Source organism: Pseudodesulfovibrio portus (genome assembly GCF_026000375.1).
GTDB classification, from domain to species: Bacteria; Desulfobacterota; Desulfovibrionia; order Desulfovibrionales; family Desulfovibrionaceae; genus Pseudodesulfovibrio; species Pseudodesulfovibrio portus.
Genome location: NZ_AP026708.1, coordinates 3,199,252 through 3,218,063 on the forward strand (window position 1 = coordinate 3,199,252; position 18,812 = coordinate 3,218,063).

Sequence of the window (18,812 nt, forward strand, 5' to 3'; positions counted from 1 at the left end):
CGCGGTCTCGCCTCCTCCCGGCTTAGGATCGGTGTCCTGATGTCCGGGAATATCGGACTCGACGGCGCTTTAAGGGGAAACACTTCTGGCAATCAAAATGTCCGATTTTAATTGTTTTTTATCATTGAATTTTTTTACATGTGGTATATTTCTTTCATGGGATATATAAAAAATGTGGAGACAGTGAATGATAAAATCAATTACGGTTTTTTTCGGACTTTTCATATTCGTACTCGCCTTGTCGCCTGCAGCCTACGCAATCAACCAGGTTGGTTCATTTTCTGAATTGGGGATGTACCGAGACGTGTGGCAGCAAGGCTCTTACGCTTACATGGCGAGCGGGTGGGCGGACCTGAGAACCGTCGACGTGTCCGATTATTCCAATATGAGGATGACCGATTGGTGGCTTGACCGGTCCGCCAGTGGCGATGAGTCCTACTCTATATTTGCGAATGATGACTATCTTTTCTTGGCCGAACGGACCAATGGCGTGCGGATATTCAGTCTGGCAGACAAGGCTAAGCCGGCCCTGCTCTCTACATTTAATCCGTATGCTGGCGATCCTTATTACCGAGCCTCTTCCGTTTCAGTGAGTGGCAGCACTCTGTATGTGGGCGATTTCATGGGTGGCTTTGTCAGCGTAGACATCAAAGACCCCAGCAAGCCTGTAGAGCTTGATCGTATCACCTTCAAAAAGGAAACGGGGCGTTCAATAGAAGCGCAGGGCTTTGCGGTCAAAGGCAACTACGCCTATGTTGCTAATCCTCCTGGCGGTTTTTCTGTCGTTGATGTCTCTAATCCGGCAAATCTCGTTACCAAGACGTACGTTACCGAGAACGAGAAAAGTCCTTTGGGCGTTTGGGATATTGGCGTCAAGGGCGATTACGCATATGTGCTGGTGCAAGGGGTAGGCGTTGAGGTCTATAATGTTGAAACGCCGGACCAGCCCACGCTGGTTGCCACGGTTGAGCTTCCAAACGGCAAGTTTCTTAACGGCGTGTCCACTGGCAATGACATGCCTCCTTTGGATATCGAGTTTTATGGCAACGTTGCCTTTGTCAGCAATGGCATTGATGGTGTCTACGTGCTTGACATTTCAGACCCTGAGGCAATGACTCAGGACTCCATTCTGGAAACGTTCGACCCTGAGCTTATTATTGAAGAGCAACTCCCCAGGCCCTATTCATATTCGTGGGGCATGAGTTTGGATTTCGAAAGCAGCATTCTCCTCGTCGCTGACGGTCATAACGGAATTGCAGCCTTTGATATCTCCGAATACGGTATGGTTGCGACTCCGCTCCCTCCGTCGTTCCTCATGTTGATTTCTGGTTTGGTTCCGTTCCTGTACGCTCGCATCAGGCGAACTGCCTAAGTTCGTACTGGCACTCTGCCAAGCCAGGACACCTATGAGCGCTGATCATCAGTCGAAATCAAAACCTTGTATTTTGAGAAAGTAAGAATCTTGATACTTCGTGTTGTCCCTGCGTGCGGAATTGTCACCCACAGGGACAAATTTTTGGATTCGAGCCATATTGCCGGGGATTTATTCTGGTTCATTCAGTGTGAGTCCAAGGCTCTGTTTCTGTGAAGAGGTGTTCTTCTCATCAATCATAGTAAGATCTTTTTCGACTTGTCTTTGTTGTTCCTGCCAAGTCGGATTTGAAGTGTAGTTCTTTGTGATTTTTTCTGATGTGCATGTGATACGTCGGGATGGTCTGACCTTTATCCCAAGCCATCTTTTAAGGTTTTTTAGCAATTCATCCATTAACATAGAATCCTTAATGATATATGGTCACTTCAGTTTAAAAGGGTGAATTGTTGGCATCGTGTGTGATTCGATTGTGTTTCAATAATTTAAGCGATAGATATCGAGCAAATGCAGTATTCCGATTCGCTCCCCCCTCACAGCGCGGAAAGCCTGCTCGTACATTTTCGGCGGGAGAGCTACTCAAAAAGCAGGCAACTGATTTCAAGTCAGTATCCTTGAGCCCGCATCAACTGTGCGATTTGGAAATGCTTTTGAGTCGAGCGAGCTTGATTTCATTAGAGAGCATCGCAATTTGAACGTCACCCGCATTGGCCTCGTTGCCAGTTAGATTGTCAAAGAATGGTGGCATCGCGGTTTGCTCACCCATCGCTCCGTATCCCGAGTCACGCAGGCCGATCCAACGAGGCTGTCGAGCAATACGGTGCTTTGTCGAGGTCCATGTGAATATAATGACCGGAAGGGGATTTATGCGAAGGCGAGGGCTGGGCTGATCAAGGAGATGACCCGTTCATCGAATCGGAGAGCCCGGAATTGCGGATTTACACTTCTGAGTTGACACTGAGCGAGGTTGTTCAGCAAGTGGAGTCGTTGTTGGAAACCCTTGGTTATATTTTAGGCCGTGAGGCTGTTCTTAAAAATATGTCTGTAATTTTGATAATTTATGTGTTTTGCATGTAAATTGCTGATATGGCGAAAGTGGTTCCTTCGTGTCCGTTGGCCCTCGGTAACCCGCTTTTGGAAGCAAGTTCATGGAATTGTCGAAGGTTTTTGAGATAGTTACATGCTGACTAAAAGACGGATGTGCAGTTGTAGAATACAGGTGGATCGTATGAATCGAATCTTATTTTCCCTTTGCATGGTGGTTAGCATGCTTGTCGTCGGTGTCGCCCTAGGTGGCGTGTCAGTGGCGAATGCTAAACCTTTGAAGCCCGCTTGGAGTTTTCAGGCAGATGCGGCTTCCGGTTTTGCAAAGCAGTCCAGGATGCTCATTTTCAAGGATTTACCTGAAGTGGTTCTTCGCAATGTTAGATTCCATAGAGAGCATTTAGCTGATACGGCTGACAAGTATTCCGGCAATTTTATATACGTCAAGAATTGTAAGAAGGTGGTCCTTGATGGTGTGGTTGCGCAATGGGGGAAGGGAGTCAGCTCTGCATACCAAAGCATTTTGATTGAAGATTGTGATGAGGTTACCGTTACCAATTGTTTCTTTTCGGGCAAGGTCAAGCGCGCGCATCTTCGGATTGAGGGGTGTGGAAAGGTTGATGTCAGCAATGTTGAGGTGAGCGGAATTTCGCTCGATGGACAGGTCGTCGGGAGCGGGATCGGAGTCTGGATTAACAATGGTAGCCCCCAAGCGCTTTCTGATCCGAAACGCGGCATGTACTCCGGTGACCCGTTGGATTTGAATTCCTTCACCCTGCGTAACAGCTATTTTCATGACCCTAGTATTGTGAGCGACAAGTTTCAGAATATCGACGGGGTGCTGGTTCATTCCGGTAGCAACGGGGTGATAGATGGTTGCTTCTTTGAGAATTGGTATGGTGGCGATGCCGCTTTGGATCTTTCGCATCGCCGAAGGGATGAAAAATATCGGAATAAAACGATACAGGTTAAGAACTGCTCTTTCATAAACAGCAAGTGCGTAAAAGCTAACGGCATCAGCCTTGAAAGCAACAAGATTACGTTTTCTGGTAACACCTACATAAATACACCACTTCAGTTTTACCATAATGGGTACACTGTCAGGTTCTTGAATGATGTCTTTCTCTACAAGAACCAGAAGAATAGGGGTTTTTTCATTCAATTGCTTGGGATGCATACAGGGAAAGTGAGGTTTGACTCTTGCCTTATGCTCGCAAATGCAATGCATAGTTTCATTGCACAAAGTGGAAATACCAAGGGGGCTGGCTATAAAGGGTTGTTTTCGTGGAAAACGTATTTTGTTGTTGGAAGCAGTGTAAGAGCTGTCAGCACAAAGGTGGGAGAGAACGTCACTTCACTGGATGACATCAAAAACGGATTCATTTTCAAAAGATCTATTGATAGTGACGTGAAAGCCGCTATACAAGCTGGCAGCATGCGTGTTGATCAGGAACTGATTGAAGAGTTTGGCGCATTTTAGAGCGCAGGCATGCGTTGCGATTTCTTGACATATCGATTTGAGTGGATTCGGCGGTTGACTATTACACGACACCGGGGAGAATGGGATGAGAAATGAGGCTTAACGCAACACCTGTTTTATGGAGTTACGCTCAAGTGCTTTTTGGTTCGGCCGCAGGAAGGGCTCTTTCGTTTCTTAATATTGTCATCTGCTCCAAGCTTCTTTCTGTAGCAGAGTTCGGCCTTTATACGATATGTTTAGCCGTGCTGAATGTGGCATGGCAGATTTCGCAGTGCTTTGATATTTCATATATCAAGTTTGCAAAAGTCGCTGGGGACGACGAACAGAAGAGCGCGATACTTGAATCGAACCTGCGCTTGAAGAAGTATTACATCGCTCTCATACTACTCGTTAGTTACCCTGTCGCATATTTTTATGGGCGATACTATCTTGAATCGTCTGAAATCATCGTGGCACTCTCGCTCAGTGCGTGCGCTGGAGCTTTTCTTGTTTATAGCAGGACATTGGCCGCCGTATATCAGGAAAAAGAGCGTTTTGGCCTTTATTCCATCATCGGTTTCGCACATCCTTTTCTTGTCTTTGCCTGTCTTGTTGGCTGTTATCTGTTTTGGGATGACGCTTCTCTGCTGAGCATAGTGGTCATCTACCTGGCCGGAGCCTTAGTATCCATGGTGGTGAGTGCCTACTATTTGCAGCGAAAAATTGGTGTCGGGAGCGGCAAGGCCTCTGGCAGTTCCTTCCGCGAAGTTTTGGCTTTGAGCAAGTGGGTTTTTGGCGTCACGTTGCTTTACTATGTTTATCAACGAGTGGATGTCCTGTTGATAGGGCGTATAGTCGGCTTGGAAGAGTTGGGACAGTACGCGGTTGCAGCTCAGATTGCCCTCGTCTTTTCTTTGTTTACAGGCTCGGTCAGCGGTATCTTTTTGCCCAAGTCCATGCTCGCTGTGCAATCGATGCAGGCATTCCGGAAATATTTGAAAGAGGCTTTTGCGCCGATCATGTTGATATTGGTTGGCTTGATCGGTTTCTATTTTGTTTGTCCGTTCGTTGTCGAAATCGGTTTTGGCGACATTTATATCAGCAGCATTTCTGCGATAAAAATTCTCACCATAGGTTGGTGTTTTCAGGTTGCCTATTTGCCATTTCAATATTTGTTCTATGCTTTGAATCAACCACGGTTGCGGTTTTTACTGGAAATAATTAAACTCGGCACCGCAGTGGTCCTTTTGCAGGCACTGACGCCCAGATATGGCATTGACGGCGCAGCCAGCGCTATTTCCATAGCATTTTTCTTGAATTTCATAATAGCAAGCTCTGTTTCTATCTATTCAATTGTTCGGAGTGCGAAAGCAGCACAGGAGGAAGTATGAAGGTTCTAATTCCAGAGAATATTCCTGCACACAACAAAGGTGAAGAGGCTATTCTTCGTGGTATTTTAAGAACATTTGGGGATATTGAAGTAGAGAAGCTCTATCTATATTCCACGTCTCCTGATTACGATCAAAAGATATATGGTAATCCAGTAGAAGTTATAACAGATACTCTTATCCCATATGCACGTACGACGAAGTGGGTTAAGATTAAGCATTTGTTGGGCCAGATCCCGAAGCACCTGCTGTATCTGATCATGCGGAAGATTGACAAAGGTCTGCCTTCCAAATTTTTCAAAAGTAAGCTCTTTCAGGCGTACGATGAGGTTGATTGTGTGATCTGTGCTCATGATAATGCGTACGCTATTATGCACAATGCACTGATTCTTTTTTGCAATTTTATCAACGTTCCTGTTGTCGTATACGGAACGAGTTTGAAATCCTTTGTCTACGAACGTCCCTTGGCAAAAGCTGCATTCAAGATGGGGCTGGAACGAGTCAACTTGGCTACGACCCGTGAAGCGTTAAGCTACAGTATCGTGAGAGACAAGCTGGAGATCCGGAATGCGAACATCCATCTCACTGCGGATAAGGCTTTTCTGGTTTCCCCCGACGATGCCAGCGTTGGTCGTACCGTATTGGAAAAGCATGGCTTGGACGTGGACAAGGATGTGATCGTCGGTGCGACGCTTGTCAACAAGACAGACGTCTTTCACGGGTGTCTTAAGTCCATAGCCGACGAGTCTGAAAAGATGGCTGCCCGAGTGAGTATTTACGCTCAGTATTTCGATTATATCGTTGAGAAGTGTGGTGCAAAGATCGCGTTTTTCCCTCATTCGATAGGCCCCAAGGAATTCCACGATGATCGTGTGATGGCCAGGAGGGTGCTTGAGGCGTGCAAACATAAAGATCAAATGGTCGCTATTGAGGATGATTTAAGTGTCAGCACGCTTAAATCCATGCAGTTGCATTGTGCCTTTTTTACGGGCGAAAGAACCCACTCTTGCATCGGGGCGGCTTCGGTCCTGACGCCATTCCTTTCTTTGACCTATGAGGATGATCATAGAACCTGGGGAATACTTGGTGAAATGGTTGGCGCAAAGGAATGGATTTACAATATCAGCAAGATGGAAAAAGAGACCCTGACTGCGGCGTTTGATAATGCGTGGGATAATAAGAAAAAAATAGTTGCGCATCTGGAAGAGAGAATCCCGCAAGTCGTGGATAACTCCATGATGAATGGGCACCATTTGAAACAACTCCTTTCGGAATACGGCTTGGGTTAAACGATGAAAATCGCATTGTGCAACCACCGCTACTTCATAAGTGGCGGTCCGGAGAAGTACCTGTTCAAATTCAAGGCTCTGGCTGAAGAGCGCGGTAATTCCGTGATGCCGATTTCGGTACACAGCCCCGAGAATGAGAAGTGTGAATACGAGGATTATTTTTTCTCATCCGTTTCCAAGAGCGGCGATGCCTACTTTAATCCCGATGACAAATCCATCGCGACGCTAGTCAAGTCGATCACAAGGCATTTCTATTCGTATGAAGTGTACAAAAAAACACGACATTTTGTTGAAGAACAAAAGCCTGACGTCGCGTATGTGCTTCATTATCTAAACAAAATATCGCCAGCGGTTATTGATTCCTTCATTAATAATGATGTCCCCTGCGTGGTGAGAATCTCGGATTTCGGTTCGATATGTCCGCAGGCCCATCTGTATGCAGATGGAAAAATCTGCGAAGAATGTATAGAGCGTGGTTACCATAGATGCATCGCGAACAGGTGTGTCAAAGGGTCCCTGGCGGCAAGCTCGGTAAAAGTCTTTGCGTATTACTTCAACCTGCTACTTCGGCATCGGCGCCGGATATCCGCTTTCGTTTTTCCGTCTTTGTTCACCATGGAGAAATATATCGAATGCGGTTTCCCTGCCGAAAAATGTCATCATGTGCCGACAATGATCGAAAGCTTGGCAGACGAGCCTGCCAACTCAGATTCGCCGGACCGCATTCTTTTTGTCGGCAGATTTGTGCAGGAGAAGGGTGTGCATCAGCTGCTTGAAGCATATGCTGGCTGCGAAAGTGGTACGCTTCCCCTGTGTCTTGTCGGGTATACGGGAAAAACGGACTATGAAATCGATTTGAAGCGTGACTATGGATCAATTGCGACATTCAAGGATTTTGCTTCAGGTGAAGAATTGAATGAGCTGTATGCAAAAGCTTCGTTCGTGGTGATACCGTCAGTGTGGTATGACAACCAGCCAAATGTGTTGCTTGAGGCTGCATTGCGGTCGAAAATGGTCGTTGTGCCGAGGCATGGTTGTTTTACTGATTTGGTTGAGGAGGGCGTGACAGGCCTTTTTTACAATCCTGATGATGTCGCCGATTTGGCTGAAAAGATGTCTTGGGCAAGCGACAATGCTGATGCTGTGAGGACGATGGGGATAAATGCCTCGAAAAGAGTACACGAACTTCATTCGAGTGAATCGCATATAAGCCACGTCATGGACATATTCAACAGTGTGAGATGATCGGTGCTGTTATTCCTGCATAAAGTACAACATCGACTGTATACGTACAAAGTCCCATTGATCCCCCAATTGATCAAAGGGTTCATTTTTTTGATCTTTGGGTGCGTTTTACCTCCTCAAGTTGCGATAGGCAGCAATACCCGGTTGTGGCATCATGGCTTGGGAGTGATCTTTCATCCGGGATCAAGCATCGGTCAGAACTGCAATATTTATAATCATGTTGTCCTCGGTGGAGGGCATGACGGGCCTGATGGGCTACCAGTAAGAATAATAGTAGAGGACAATGTGAATATCGGGGCAGGGGCGAAAATCCTTTGCAGGAAACCTCCCCTGATATTGCGTGAAGGGACAACCGTTGCCGCCAACGCAGTGGTTATGTCCGACACCATCAAGGGTGAGGTCGTAGCGGGTGTTCCTGCAGTCCGTGTCAAGATCAAGAAGCAATATGAGAATGAACAATAAAGAAATATATTTATTTCTTTTAGTGCTGTTTTTCCGCCTCGCACTTGAAGGACCCATATACTCCCTTTATGGCTGGGGTGTTTCCCGCTATTTGTCGTTCTTTTTCAGCTCGTTCGTTTTTCTATTCAGTTGTTATCAACTGATCAAGCCCGGTGGAAAGCTCTTCGTGTTCCCCATCGGCCTTTACTTTCTGTTTTTATTCAGTTCCACCTTGTCCATTTACAACGCAACGGATTTACAGTTGTTCTTGTTGACTTTTCTTAAGGTTGCAACAACGTTGTTATTGTACGTTGTGGGGTACAACATAGTTCGATCCTACGATCATGCTTTTAAGGTCCTAAAGCTGTTCGCTGCGTTTTCCCTTCCCATAGTTGCGTACGGATATTACCAGTACTTTTCCGGCTCAGCCAATTTGTTTTCCAATTATTGGGGACAAAGCTACTTCAGGATGCTGTCGACCTTCTTCCATCCGAATCAGTATGCCTTTTTCCTGGCCGTTTTGTTCATTGTTATCGCCCTCTTGATACTCAACAAGCATCGAGTGTTTTTCTTTTTCGTGTACATGGTGTCGGTGGGTGGGGCGATTGTCTTGACCTATTCGCGTTCTGTCTTGTTCGCCCTCGGATTTGCAATTCTGGTTTGGGCGTCTTTCAGCAAGGCACTGAGAAAGTATGCCGTATTGATGGTTGTCCTTGTCGGCCTTGCTTTGGGGTCAGTTATTGTTGAAGGAATGACCGATATCATCGACAAACGTCCAGGGCAGGTCAACAGTGTGGATTTCAGGGTTTCAGTGACCAAAGAACTCATGAATATTGTTCTTGATAAGAGTCCCCTTTTAGGGTTTGGTCTGGGAAGCTCGACTGAGCTGGTAAGGACCAAGACGAAATGGGGTAATTTGCCTCCGCACAACGACTATATCCGAATTCTGGTTGAAACAGGCTTTGTCGGGCTGTTTTTTTACTTGATGTATGTCTTCCGGGTCTGTGGAGCATTTGTTCGTGATATGCGAAGATTATCAACGGATAAATTCCTTCTAACTTTTTACATTGTCTTTATTTTCCATTGTGTTGTAATGGTATCCACCAATCACGTTGGGAATATCTCCACGATGGGTGTGTCCTACTTTATTATGGGAATTCTGTATAAGACTTCAGTATTGAATCAGGCGGAAAAAGGAGTTTCAGATGCAAATGCCACCCGAAGCATTGTTGGCGGTAACATATAAATGTAATGCCAAGTGCCACATGTGTAATACGTGGCAATTCCCAACCAAGAACAGTGAAGAGGTGTCTCCTGCCGATCTCGAGAAGCTGCCTGGAGGTTTCAGGTTTGCTAATGTTACAGGCGGCGAACCGTTTTTGCGGTCTGACATTGAGGATATAATCGAAGTCGTTCTCACAAAGACGGATCGTTTGGTTGTAAGTACTAACGGATACTACACAGATAAAATACTCGCTGCCGCCGAGCGGTTTTTCCCCAGAATGGGCGTTCGTATCAGTATTGAAGGCCTGCCCGCCGTGAATGACGATCTCCGGGGACTCAAGGATGGATTCGACCATGGACTCCGTTCATTGTTGGGGCTGAGACAGATGGGGCTTGCAGACATCGGCTTCGGGACCACTGTTTCCGACAGGAATGCGAAAGATATGGTTGAGCTCTATGAGCTCGCTGAAGCCATGGGGATGGAGTTCGCGACTGCGGCGATGCACAACACCTATTACTTCCATAAGTTCGATAATTCATTTGAAGATATTGAAATGATATCAGACCAGTTCAAGACCGTCGCCAAGCGGCTGCTGAAGACCAACCGCCCGAAGAATTGGTTCAGGGCTTATTTTAACTATGGGTTGGCAAACTACGTCCGTGGCAATGCCCGCCTTCTTCCCTGTGAGGTCGGCTCTGATTTGTTCTTCATGGATCCATTTGGCGAGATTCGACCTTGCAACGGGATGGAAGAAAGCATGGGGAACATCAGGGAAAAGAGTTTCGATGAAATTTGGAACAGTCCTGAGGCGCAAGCGGTCAGGAGCAAGGTCGGCAAATGTGACAAGCAATGCTGGATGGTGGGGAGTGCGGCTCCTGCAATGAAAAAAGATCTTGCAACCCCTGCCAAGTGGGTGGTGAAAAACAAGATCAAAACCCTTCTGGGGAAAGAAATTGACTGGTGCTTCGACTAGTATGCGTATAGCAGTCCTTGGTCTTCGCAGCATCGGAGGGGAGTGCTCAGGCGGAATCGAGCGCCATGTGCAGGAGTTATCCACCCGGATGGTCGCGCACGGGCATGACGTTACTGTCTTTTGCCGGTCAAAGTACAATGACCTTGGCAGTGACTTCGCCGGTATCCACTTGAAGAATCGTCCGGCTGTTTATAGCAAACACCTGGAGGCGATAACCCATACTGCCGCCACAATGCCATCGGTGCTTTTGGGGTACGACGTCGTCCATATTCATGCGACCGGTCCTTCTTTGCTGTCGTGGATGCCTCGGCTGACAGGCGTGGCCACGGTCGTGACCGTGCATGGCCTTGACCACCTCAGAGCCAAATGGGGCGGCATAGCGAGCCTGGTGCTCAAGGCAGGTGCATGGACTTCGGCCAATTGTCCGTCGAAAACCATTGTAGTGTCGAAAGTGTTGAGAGAGCACTACGCTTCGAGATACGGGAAGCAGGTTGTATATATACCTAACGGTATTGATCGGCCGACATCAAGACCGCTGGAACGGTTGACGAGATTCGGGTTGGAGCCCGGCCGTTTTGTTTTGTCACTGGGACGCTTGGTCCCGGAAAAGGGCATTCATTATCTCGTCGAGGCGTTCCGAAACCTTGATACCGACCTGAAACTTGCTATTGTTGGTGAAGACAGTTTGAGCGGGGGGTATCTTGGTACGCTTAAAAAACTTGCCGGAGATGACGAAAGGATCGTTTTTACCGGCCCGCTTTTCGATATGGATAAAGACGAAGCCTTTTCTAACGCCAAGTTTTTCTGCATCCCTTCAGATTTGGAAGGCATGCCTATCGCCATGCTTGAAGCCATGAGCTATGGCTGCCCGACGTTGTCGAGCGACATTCCGGAGTGCCTGGAGGTTTACTCCGGCCAGGAAGGGCGGATTGGCTATGTTTTTCGACAGGGGGATGTCGCTGATCTGTCTGATAAATTGAATTCATTGATCCACGCCGGGAATCTTGCTGATACAGGAAAATTCGGTCGTGATTTCGTTCTGTCAGAGTACAGTTGGGATGATATCGCCTCGAAGACTCTTGATGTATATGGCGAAGTGTGCCGAACTAACCTGTTTAAATTATGAAGAGTTGATGTCAATGAGTGGGAGGATATCAGAGGTAGATGCTGCCAAAGGGGTGGCGATAATTTTGGTCGTGATAGGTCATATCGTTTCCGGCCATCCCCCTTCCGGGCATGAATGGTATACCATCCTCAAGAATCACATATACATGTTCCACATGTCAGTCTTTATGTTTCTGTGTGGAATCACTTTCCATTATTCGTTGGGCGACGATTTTTCCTCTAATTCGATAGCCACTTTTTACAAAAAAAAGTGCATCAGGCTGCTGCCACCATATTTCTTTTTCCTTTGTTTAATTTTCTTGGGAAAAGTGGTTGCGTCACACTACATACATGTTGATAACGTTCCATCGGGGGGGCTGGAACTTGTGGGTGTATTGCTGTATCCGATTGGTTCCTATTCAGACTACTTGTGGTTTATCTATGTATTATTTTTGTATTATTTGTCGACACCACTTGCCGTAAAGTTCGGCTTGAGTCGATATCTGATTCTGTTTGTTGGTGTCGTCTTTCAGCTCTTTGATTTTAATTTGAAAATTTTCGCTCTTGATTACTATTTCAGGTTCTTCTTCTTTTTTGTCTTCGGCTGGATAGTAGCAAAAGAGATCAATACGTTTATTAATATATTGGATCGAGGCAAGATCTACGTATACTTGCTGTTTGCTGTCGCGGTGTATTTCGGAGATATGGAGCGTTCATTCTTCGTTTCTGCCCTAGCCCTGTTTCCATGCCTTCTTGTAGGCCGACTTCATTTTCCCCTGCGGTCGTACGTGGAATATATTGGTATGTATTCCTTCCCCATTTATTTGATGAATACTATATCGATCGGGCTTGCAAAGGGTTTTCTTTTTCAGCTTGTTCCATGGCATGGTGGGTGGTTTTTCATGTATTTCACCATTCTCGCCGTCGTTGGCGTCGTCTTGCCTATAATTGTGCGTAATGTGGCCGTGCGAATCGTACCTTCTGCGCGGTTTATCTTTGGATGAGCATAACTAAGACTATCATCTCCCTTTTGAGTTGGGTGAGAGTTGTTAATCCAATGAGAAATCCCCCGGCTCTGCCGGGGGACCATAAGAGTTCGAATTATGCGGGAGTCTTTCTTGGCGTAAGCCCCTCAATAAGCGCCTGTATCGATGCTGTATTCCCTTGGTTTTCGCATGCCGAAATGGTCGGTGCGGCAATTGTACAGGCGCAGAGGTGAGAACAAGTCTTTCCGCCTTTAGGCGGTTCTTAAAGCCGCTTCGAGCGGCTCACGAATTCAAGCCCCCGGCTTTGCCGGGGGTATCTGACTCTGCATCACACTGAATGTTAATATGGAGGTGGTACCATGAACGTATGCATCGTTGGCACCGGTTATGTCGGCTTGGTTTCCGCTGCCTGTTTCGCAGAAATGGGCAACACGATTTATTGCGTGGACGTCAACCCAAAGGTTGTGGAGACGCTCAAGTCGGGAAAAGTGCATATTTTTGAGCCTAGCCTGGAAGACTTGGTCAAGCGCAATACCCAGCAGAGCCGTCTTCACTTCACTACCGATCTCGGCGAAGGGTTGGATGCTTGTGAAGTGGTGTTCATCACCGTAGGAACGCCTTGTGGTGCGAACGGCTCTTGTGACTTGCGGTACGTGGATGCAGTGGCCCGTGAAGTCGGCCAGAAGATGACCGCTTCAAAAATCGTGGTCGATAAATCGACAGTGCCGGTGGGAACTGCTGATCGCGTGCGCGGTATTATTTCCGAGGAGCTTGCCAAGCGTGGTGAGGATATTCCATTTGATGTCGTTTCAAACCCGGAGTTCCTGAAAGAAGGCGACGCGGTTAATGACTTTATGAAGCCCGATCGTGTAATCGTGGGTACTGAAGACAACAATTCCGCCAAGGTTATCGGTACACTGTATGCGCCTTTTGCCCGCAGTCGTGAGAAGCTTATCGTCATGGGCGTGCGTTCTGCCGAGATGACCAAGTATGCTGCCAACTGCATGTTGGCGACGAAGATATCTTTCATCAACGAGGTCGCTAGTATTTGTGAACGGGTTGGGGCCAACGTCACTGAGGTGCGTGCAGGGATCGGTTCGGATAGCCGTATCGGCTATAGTTTCATCTATCCAGGCGTAGGTTACGGCGGGTCCTGCTTTCCTAAGGACGTGAAGGCACTCATCGGTACGGCGGCAGAGAATGGCTATGAAGCCAAGCTCATCAAGTCCGTGGACGAGGTCAACAATGCTCAGAAGCATATCCTGGCCAACAAGATTTTGGAGTACTATGAACCGCAAGGCGGTGTGAAGGGCAAGACCTTGGCCTTATGGGGTATCGCATTCAAGGCCAATACCGATGATATTCGCGAGGCGTCAGCCATCGAGATTATCAAAGATCTCACCGCACAAGGAATGTCGGTGCGAGCCTTTGACCCGGTCGCTAATGATCGTGCGCGTGATGAGGTCGGCCATATTGAGGGGCTGGAAATCATGGACGACCAGAATAGCGTGCTGGAAGGGGCTGATGCTTTGGCTGTGGTTACGGATTGGAATCAGTTCCGCAATCCTGATTTTGAGGCCATCAAGAGTGCTCTCAACGCGCCGTTGATTTTTGACGGGCGCAACCTGTACCAGCCAGAGCGTATGGGACAGGCCGGGTTCGCTTATTTTAGTATTGGTCGGCAGGATGTTCAACCGCAATAGAGAGTATCTCTAGAGTAGGGTGTTAGAATTTTGTGCCCCCCTTTGTGCCCCCTTTTAGGGGGAACAAAGGTTAAATTAGCCTTCCAATAAATCCGACTAGACTCAACAATGGTTTGTAATTATTGATCTTTTTGATTCGCTTGGAATCCCCTGTACGCCTGCTAAGCGTGTAACGGGTGTTAAGCTCGTTCGAGAGTTCAAATCTATCATTTTTTGTCAAAATCATTTGCTTACGGTACAAATCGTAAGTCCATTTCTTTATTCGCAGGCTCGGCTTCGCTTCTGGCCGCCATTTGGTCGAACACGACATGGCCGCTTTGGAATCCTCAAGGGTCAAGGGGTGGGCTGCCGAGTTCATTGTCCTCTGTGGCCGGATGCAGGAGTCCGGTAAAATCGGAAAAATCGATACCGGAGTTGTACGACGTTACGTCATGTGAATGTAAGTTGTTGTTTTATTGTTGGAATTAGCTTTTATTTGTCGAATGGAATGCGTTTTGCATAAACTGGTTAAATTCGCAATTTCAAGGGAGATGACCATGAAGAAACTTTTCGCAACCCTGGCTGTTTTCGTCCTTGTTCTTTCCGCCGGAGTGGCCAGCGCCGCTACCACGACCATCACCTTTCAGGAGACGCCCACCTGGATCAACAGCACCACGTTCACCATCGGTGACGTGACCTTTGAGAACTGGATCATCGCTCGGGACAACGGCAACGATCCGAACAAGCTGCTGTTGACCGTCGGCTACCAGGCACCGGCCAGCGCTTCAATCATTTTTTCCAGTGCGGTGGACGTCACCCAATTCTATCTGTCCATGTGGAATACGACCCTCTCCAATGACGCGGGCGCGTCCTATACCGCCACGAGTATGGTCGATGGCCTCATGACCAATCTGGTGGCTTCGCTTCCCGGCTTCCTGACCGTGGCGGATTTCGAAGGCGTAACAAAGCTGACTTTCAACCTGAGCCCCATGTACAGTGTGGTGACGATGGACAACCTGACCTTCTCCCCCACCCCCATCCCCGGCGCCATCTGGCTTCTCGGTTCCGGCCTGGTCGGCCTGGTCGGCCTGCGGAGAAAGTTCCTCTAACAATTCGAGACAACGGTCTCTCCCACAAGGCGCGTCCCTTTCGGGGCGCGCCTTTTTTGTTGAACGAGAGTGCAGCCTGATGCGCTACGTTGTCCGGGATATCTTTTTGAGCATTGCTTCAAGTTCGCCGATATCCAGAGGCTTGGCCAGGTAGTCGGTCATGCCTGCCTCAATGAATTGCGCTTTGTCCCCGGCCATGGCGTAGGCGGTGAGGGCCACGATGGGAATGTCCCGGTTATCCGGTCCGGCTTCGCCGGAGCGGATCGCCCGCGTTGCCTCGGTGCCGTCCATTCCGGGCATCTGGACATCCATTAACACGGCATCGAACTTCTGCTGTTTGAGAGTGTCGAGCGCCTGGATGCCGTCCGGGACCGCGACCACTGTGCAGCCCAGCTTTTCCATGAGGCGCTGTGCGGAGATGGCGCTGACGCGGTCGTCCTCGGCGAGCAGGACCTTGAGGGCGGGGACAGCGTCGTGTGGTTCGGTGTCGGCGGTCTGCTCGGAGGGGGGCGTTTCCGCAGGCTTGAAGCCGATGCTGAAGAAGACGGTGGTTCCCTTGCCGGGTTCGCTTTGGATATCGATGTGGCCGCCCATGAGGTCGATGAGCCGTTTGCAGATGGAAAGCCCGAGGCCCGCTCCCTGGAAGTTCCGACCGATTCCGTCGTCCAGTTGCATGAAAGGCGAGAAGAGCGCCTCGATCTGGTCTTGGGCGATGCCGATGCCCGTGTCCGCTATGGAGAACAGGACCGTGGTCCGATTGATGGCCCCCTTGGGAGACGGGACGGCTTCGACCGTGACGGAGCCCTCCCGGGTGAATTTCAGCGCATTGCCGATGAGGTTGGCCAGGATCTGCTGCAGTCTGTATGGGTCGCCCGTGACGAACTCCGGCAATTCCGGGTCCGGTTCCAGTTTCAGGTCGAGGCCCGCCTGCCGGGCGGTGGGGGTGAAGAGTTCGATGGATTGCCTGAGGGTTTCCGGCAGGTTGAACGGTTCTGCGGCGATGCTCAATTTTCCGGCTTCCACCCGTGACAGGTCGAGGATGTCGGTGAGGAGCTGGGTCAGCCGCTTGGAGGACCGGATGGCCGCGTCCGTGTATTCTTTCTGTTCCTGGTTCAATTCGGTGGTCTGCATGAGTTGCAGCATGCCGAGCACGCCGTTCATGGGCGTCCGGATTTCGTGGCTCATGTTGGCGAGAAACTCGGATTTGGCCCGGTTGGCGGCGTTTGCCGCTTCGGCGACGTTTTTCAATTCCTCTTCCATGGCCTTTCTCGGGCCGATGTCGTCAATGACCCAGACCACGCCTTCGTCCAGGTTCGCCGGATTGAGCGCCTTGCCGCCAAGTGAACACCAGACCGGGGTCCCGTCCTTTCGGGCGAGTTGGTATTCCACCTGGATTTGGTCTTCCCGAGTGAGCTTGTAGTAGTATTTTTCGCCGAATTCGAGGAACCGGGAATCGCTCAGGTGCAGGTCGCGCATGGAAATGCTTTTCATGTCGTCCGGCGATTCGTATCCGAGAATGTCGGCCAGCCGCTGATTGCCCCTGTAGAGCTGGCGTCCCCCGCGCAGCAGCATGATGCCAACCTGGGAGTTGTTGAAGATGCTCTCGAAATCGTTCTTGGACTGGGCCAGTGCTTCCTCGGCCCGTTTCCGCTCTATTCCCAGCGCGATCTGATCCGAGCAGGCCGCGATAAGCTGCTGGTCCATCCGGCTGTATGAGTTGGGTTTGTCATAGTCCTGAATGACCATGACGCCCTTGATTTCCCCCCTGACCCGGAGCGGCACCCCGAGCCAGGTCTCCGGAATGACCCCGTGCATGACCACGGTCCCGTTCTCAAGCAGGCGTTGGATTTCCGCCTTGGAGAGCAAGACCTGTCTGTCTTGCCTGAGGGGGTACAGGCTCAACCTTTTTTGTCGAGGATCGTTGATGTTCTCGATCGTCGGGCAGACGGACATGGTGGAGTCTTCGCAATATTGGTAGACGAGGGTGTCCTCCTCTTCATCGACCAGGGCGACGAAGAAATTGTCGGCTCCGAGCTCTCTCAACATGATCTTGTGGATGGAGGCGAGCAGTTCGGCCAGCGTGTTGGAGGTCTGGGAGTGCTGATTGATTTCCAGAAGAACCTTTTCCAGGTGCCGGGCCTTTTGCTGGAACAGGATCATCCTGTTTGCGGAATCCTTGACCCTCTGGAATTCCCCATAGGTGGCATCGGTGGATGAGAGAGTCGCTCCGATGCGTGTGGCTTTTTCGAATGAATCGCTCAGGCCGTCGATGTTGTCCTTGACCTTGATGACGACCCTGCGCGTGATGGAGTAGGTGCAGGCTGTGATGATGAGGACTATGAGCAGCGCTGTGGCGGTGTATTTCAGGAAACGCTGCTCCAGGTGTGCCTTTGCCAGAAGCAGTTCCCTGTCGAGGTGTTCGAGGCTCGTGCCCGCGCCGATGTACCAGCCCCAGTCATGCAGGGCGATGGCGTAGCCGAGCTCCCTGTGTGGACTGTGCCCGCCGTTTTCTGCGGGGAGAGTGTAGGCGACGAATGCGCCGCCGTCCCGTGCGGCATGGATGAGTTCTTTGACCACTTCGACGCCGTCGACGTCCCTGACATGGAGCATGTTTCTGCCCGTGGCGGGCCCAAGGAGGGAAACGCCGTCGAACGTGCCCGCAAACAGGTACTGATCGGCATCGCTGCCGACATTCTCCAGCGCCGTCAGTATATGCTGCTGAAGATCCAACTCGTAGTCTTCGAGGTAATCCCCGGTGCCGACGACCACATCCAGTTCGGGTATGTATTTCACGTATGATAGTTTGCGGTGGTTATTGCCGGAAACCCCGGGCTTGGTCCATTGATATTCGTAAAACCCCTCGCCGTTTTCGGTGGCGATTCGAAGAATGTCACGGACCACGAAGCCGCCGCGGGAGTCGGCGGCCTCGAGCATGTTTTTCCCTTCCATTTCCGGGTGCACGGCAGACAGGATGTTTTCCCCGGTGAGGTCCAGCATGAAGAAGTATCCCCGCCCATTGAGAAAGCGGATGGGACGCAGGGCTTCCCGTGCGATTTCCAGGGTGAATTCCCGGGACGAGCGCGGAATGCCGGACCTGGTGATCGAAGTGATGATCTTCGCCGCTTCTCCGACCATGTTCCGGAGTTGTGTCTCGAGCCGTTTCTTTCCTTGGACCCGTTCAGTCTCCACGAATTGGGCGCACCATGTGACCTTTTCGGTCAGCGCGTTGCGGTGGTCCGCAATATGGCGTTTCTCGAACAATTCGACGTTGGCCAGATGGTCCTGGTAGGTGAGGCCGGCAAAAAGGGTGCCCAGCAGAATGAAGAGTATTGCCGCAACGACAAGATTGTTGCGAAGAAGGATTTTGATGAAGCTCGGCGTCATGGTTGTCCCTATGGCATAAATCAAGGACCTTTCCTAGATGGTTAGAATCTTTGTGGGCATAGTCCCGTTCAGAAAACATGAGAGGACGCCCTGTGACGGACGTCCTCTCATTCA

13 protein-coding genes and 1 pseudogene are annotated in these 18,812 nt (G+C 49.6%); 13 read left to right on the plus strand and 1 reads right to left on the minus strand.

All coding sequences use genetic code 11. The annotated features are described in order from the left end of the window. Positions 1-187: 187 nt before the first annotated feature. The 13 genes and pseudogenes from OO730_RS15340 to OO730_RS15400 all read left to right on the plus strand — a co-directional run bounded on the left by OO730_RS15340 (position 188) and on the right by OO730_RS15400 (position 15,314). On the plus strand, positions 188-1,372 hold the full coding sequence (locus OO730_RS15340) for an LVIVD repeat-containing protein (protein WP_264982361.1): 1,185 nt from the start codon (positions 188-190) through the stop codon (positions 1,370-1,372). A gap of 725 nt (positions 1,373-2,097) precedes the next feature. Continuing rightward, positions 2,098-2,324: pseudogene (locus tag OO730_RS15345) on the plus strand (adenylyl-sulfate kinase). Between the two features lie 273 nt (positions 2,325-2,597). Beyond that, the gene (locus OO730_RS15350; protein WP_264982362.1) at positions 2,598-3,893 is read left to right on the plus strand and encodes a right-handed parallel beta-helix repeat-containing protein; all 1,296 of its coding nucleotides are present in this window, start codon (positions 2,598-2,600) and stop codon (positions 3,891-3,893) included. 92 nt (positions 3,894-3,985) lie between these two features. Beyond that, positions 3,986-5,263 (plus strand): oligosaccharide flippase family protein, encoded by a 1,278-nt coding sequence (locus tag OO730_RS15355; protein WP_264982363.1) that lies wholly within the window; start codon positions 3,986-3,988, stop codon positions 5,261-5,263. Further along, the gene (locus OO730_RS15360; RefSeq protein WP_264982364.1) at positions 5,260-6,549 is read left to right on the plus strand and encodes a polysaccharide pyruvyl transferase family protein; all 1,290 of its coding nucleotides are present in this window, start codon (positions 5,260-5,262) and stop codon (positions 6,547-6,549) included. The genes OO730_RS15355 and OO730_RS15360 overlap by 4 nt, the downstream gene beginning before the upstream one ends. Positions 6,550-6,552: 3 nt before the next feature. Further along, on the plus strand, positions 6,553-7,794 hold the full coding sequence (locus OO730_RS15365) for a glycosyltransferase family 4 protein (protein WP_264982365.1): 1,242 nt from the start codon (positions 6,553-6,555) through the stop codon (positions 7,792-7,794). Positions 7,795-7,797: 3 nt separating this feature from the next. Next, the gene (locus OO730_RS15370) at positions 7,798-8,256 is read left to right on the plus strand and encodes a serine O-acetyltransferase (RefSeq protein WP_264982366.1); all 459 of its coding nucleotides are present in this window, start codon (positions 7,798-7,800) and stop codon (positions 8,254-8,256) included. Then, a complete protein-coding gene (locus tag OO730_RS15375; RefSeq protein ID WP_264982367.1) occupies positions 8,246-9,481 on the plus strand; it encodes an O-antigen ligase family protein in 1,236 nt (411 codons plus the stop codon). The genes OO730_RS15370 and OO730_RS15375 overlap by 11 nt, the downstream gene beginning before the upstream one ends. Then, entirely contained in the window at positions 9,441-10,433 is a 993-nt protein-coding gene (locus OO730_RS15380) for a radical SAM protein (protein ID WP_264982368.1), read from the plus strand. Before OO730_RS15375 ends, OO730_RS15380 begins: the two co-directional genes overlap by 41 nt. Position 10,434: 1 nt before the next feature. Next, positions 10,435-11,559, plus strand: coding sequence for a glycosyltransferase family 4 protein (locus OO730_RS15385; protein ID WP_264982369.1), 1,125 nt, complete (start codon positions 10,435-10,437; stop codon positions 11,557-11,559). Between the two features lie 13 nt (positions 11,560-11,572). Beyond that, on the plus strand, positions 11,573-12,541 hold the full coding sequence (locus tag OO730_RS15390) for an acyltransferase family protein (protein WP_264982370.1): 969 nt from the start codon (positions 11,573-11,575) through the stop codon (positions 12,539-12,541). A gap of 341 nt (positions 12,542-12,882) precedes the next feature. Further along, complete coding sequence (locus OO730_RS15395; protein WP_264982371.1) at positions 12,883-14,226, plus strand: UDP-glucose dehydrogenase family protein; 1,344 nt, start codon at positions 12,883-12,885, stop codon at positions 14,224-14,226. Positions 14,227-14,762: 536 nt separating this feature from the next. Next, positions 14,763-15,314, plus strand: coding sequence for a hypothetical protein (locus tag OO730_RS15400; protein WP_264982372.1), 552 nt, complete (start codon positions 14,763-14,765; stop codon positions 15,312-15,314). An 84-nt stretch (positions 15,315-15,398) separates the two neighbouring features. Here OO730_RS15400 and OO730_RS15405 read toward each other — a convergent pair whose 3' ends face one another. Then, positions 15,399-18,722 (minus strand): cache domain-containing protein, encoded by a 3,324-nt coding sequence (locus tag OO730_RS15405; RefSeq protein ID WP_264982374.1) that lies wholly within the window; start codon positions 18,720-18,722, stop codon positions 15,399-15,401. Between the last annotated feature and the right edge of the window lie 90 nt (positions 18,723-18,812).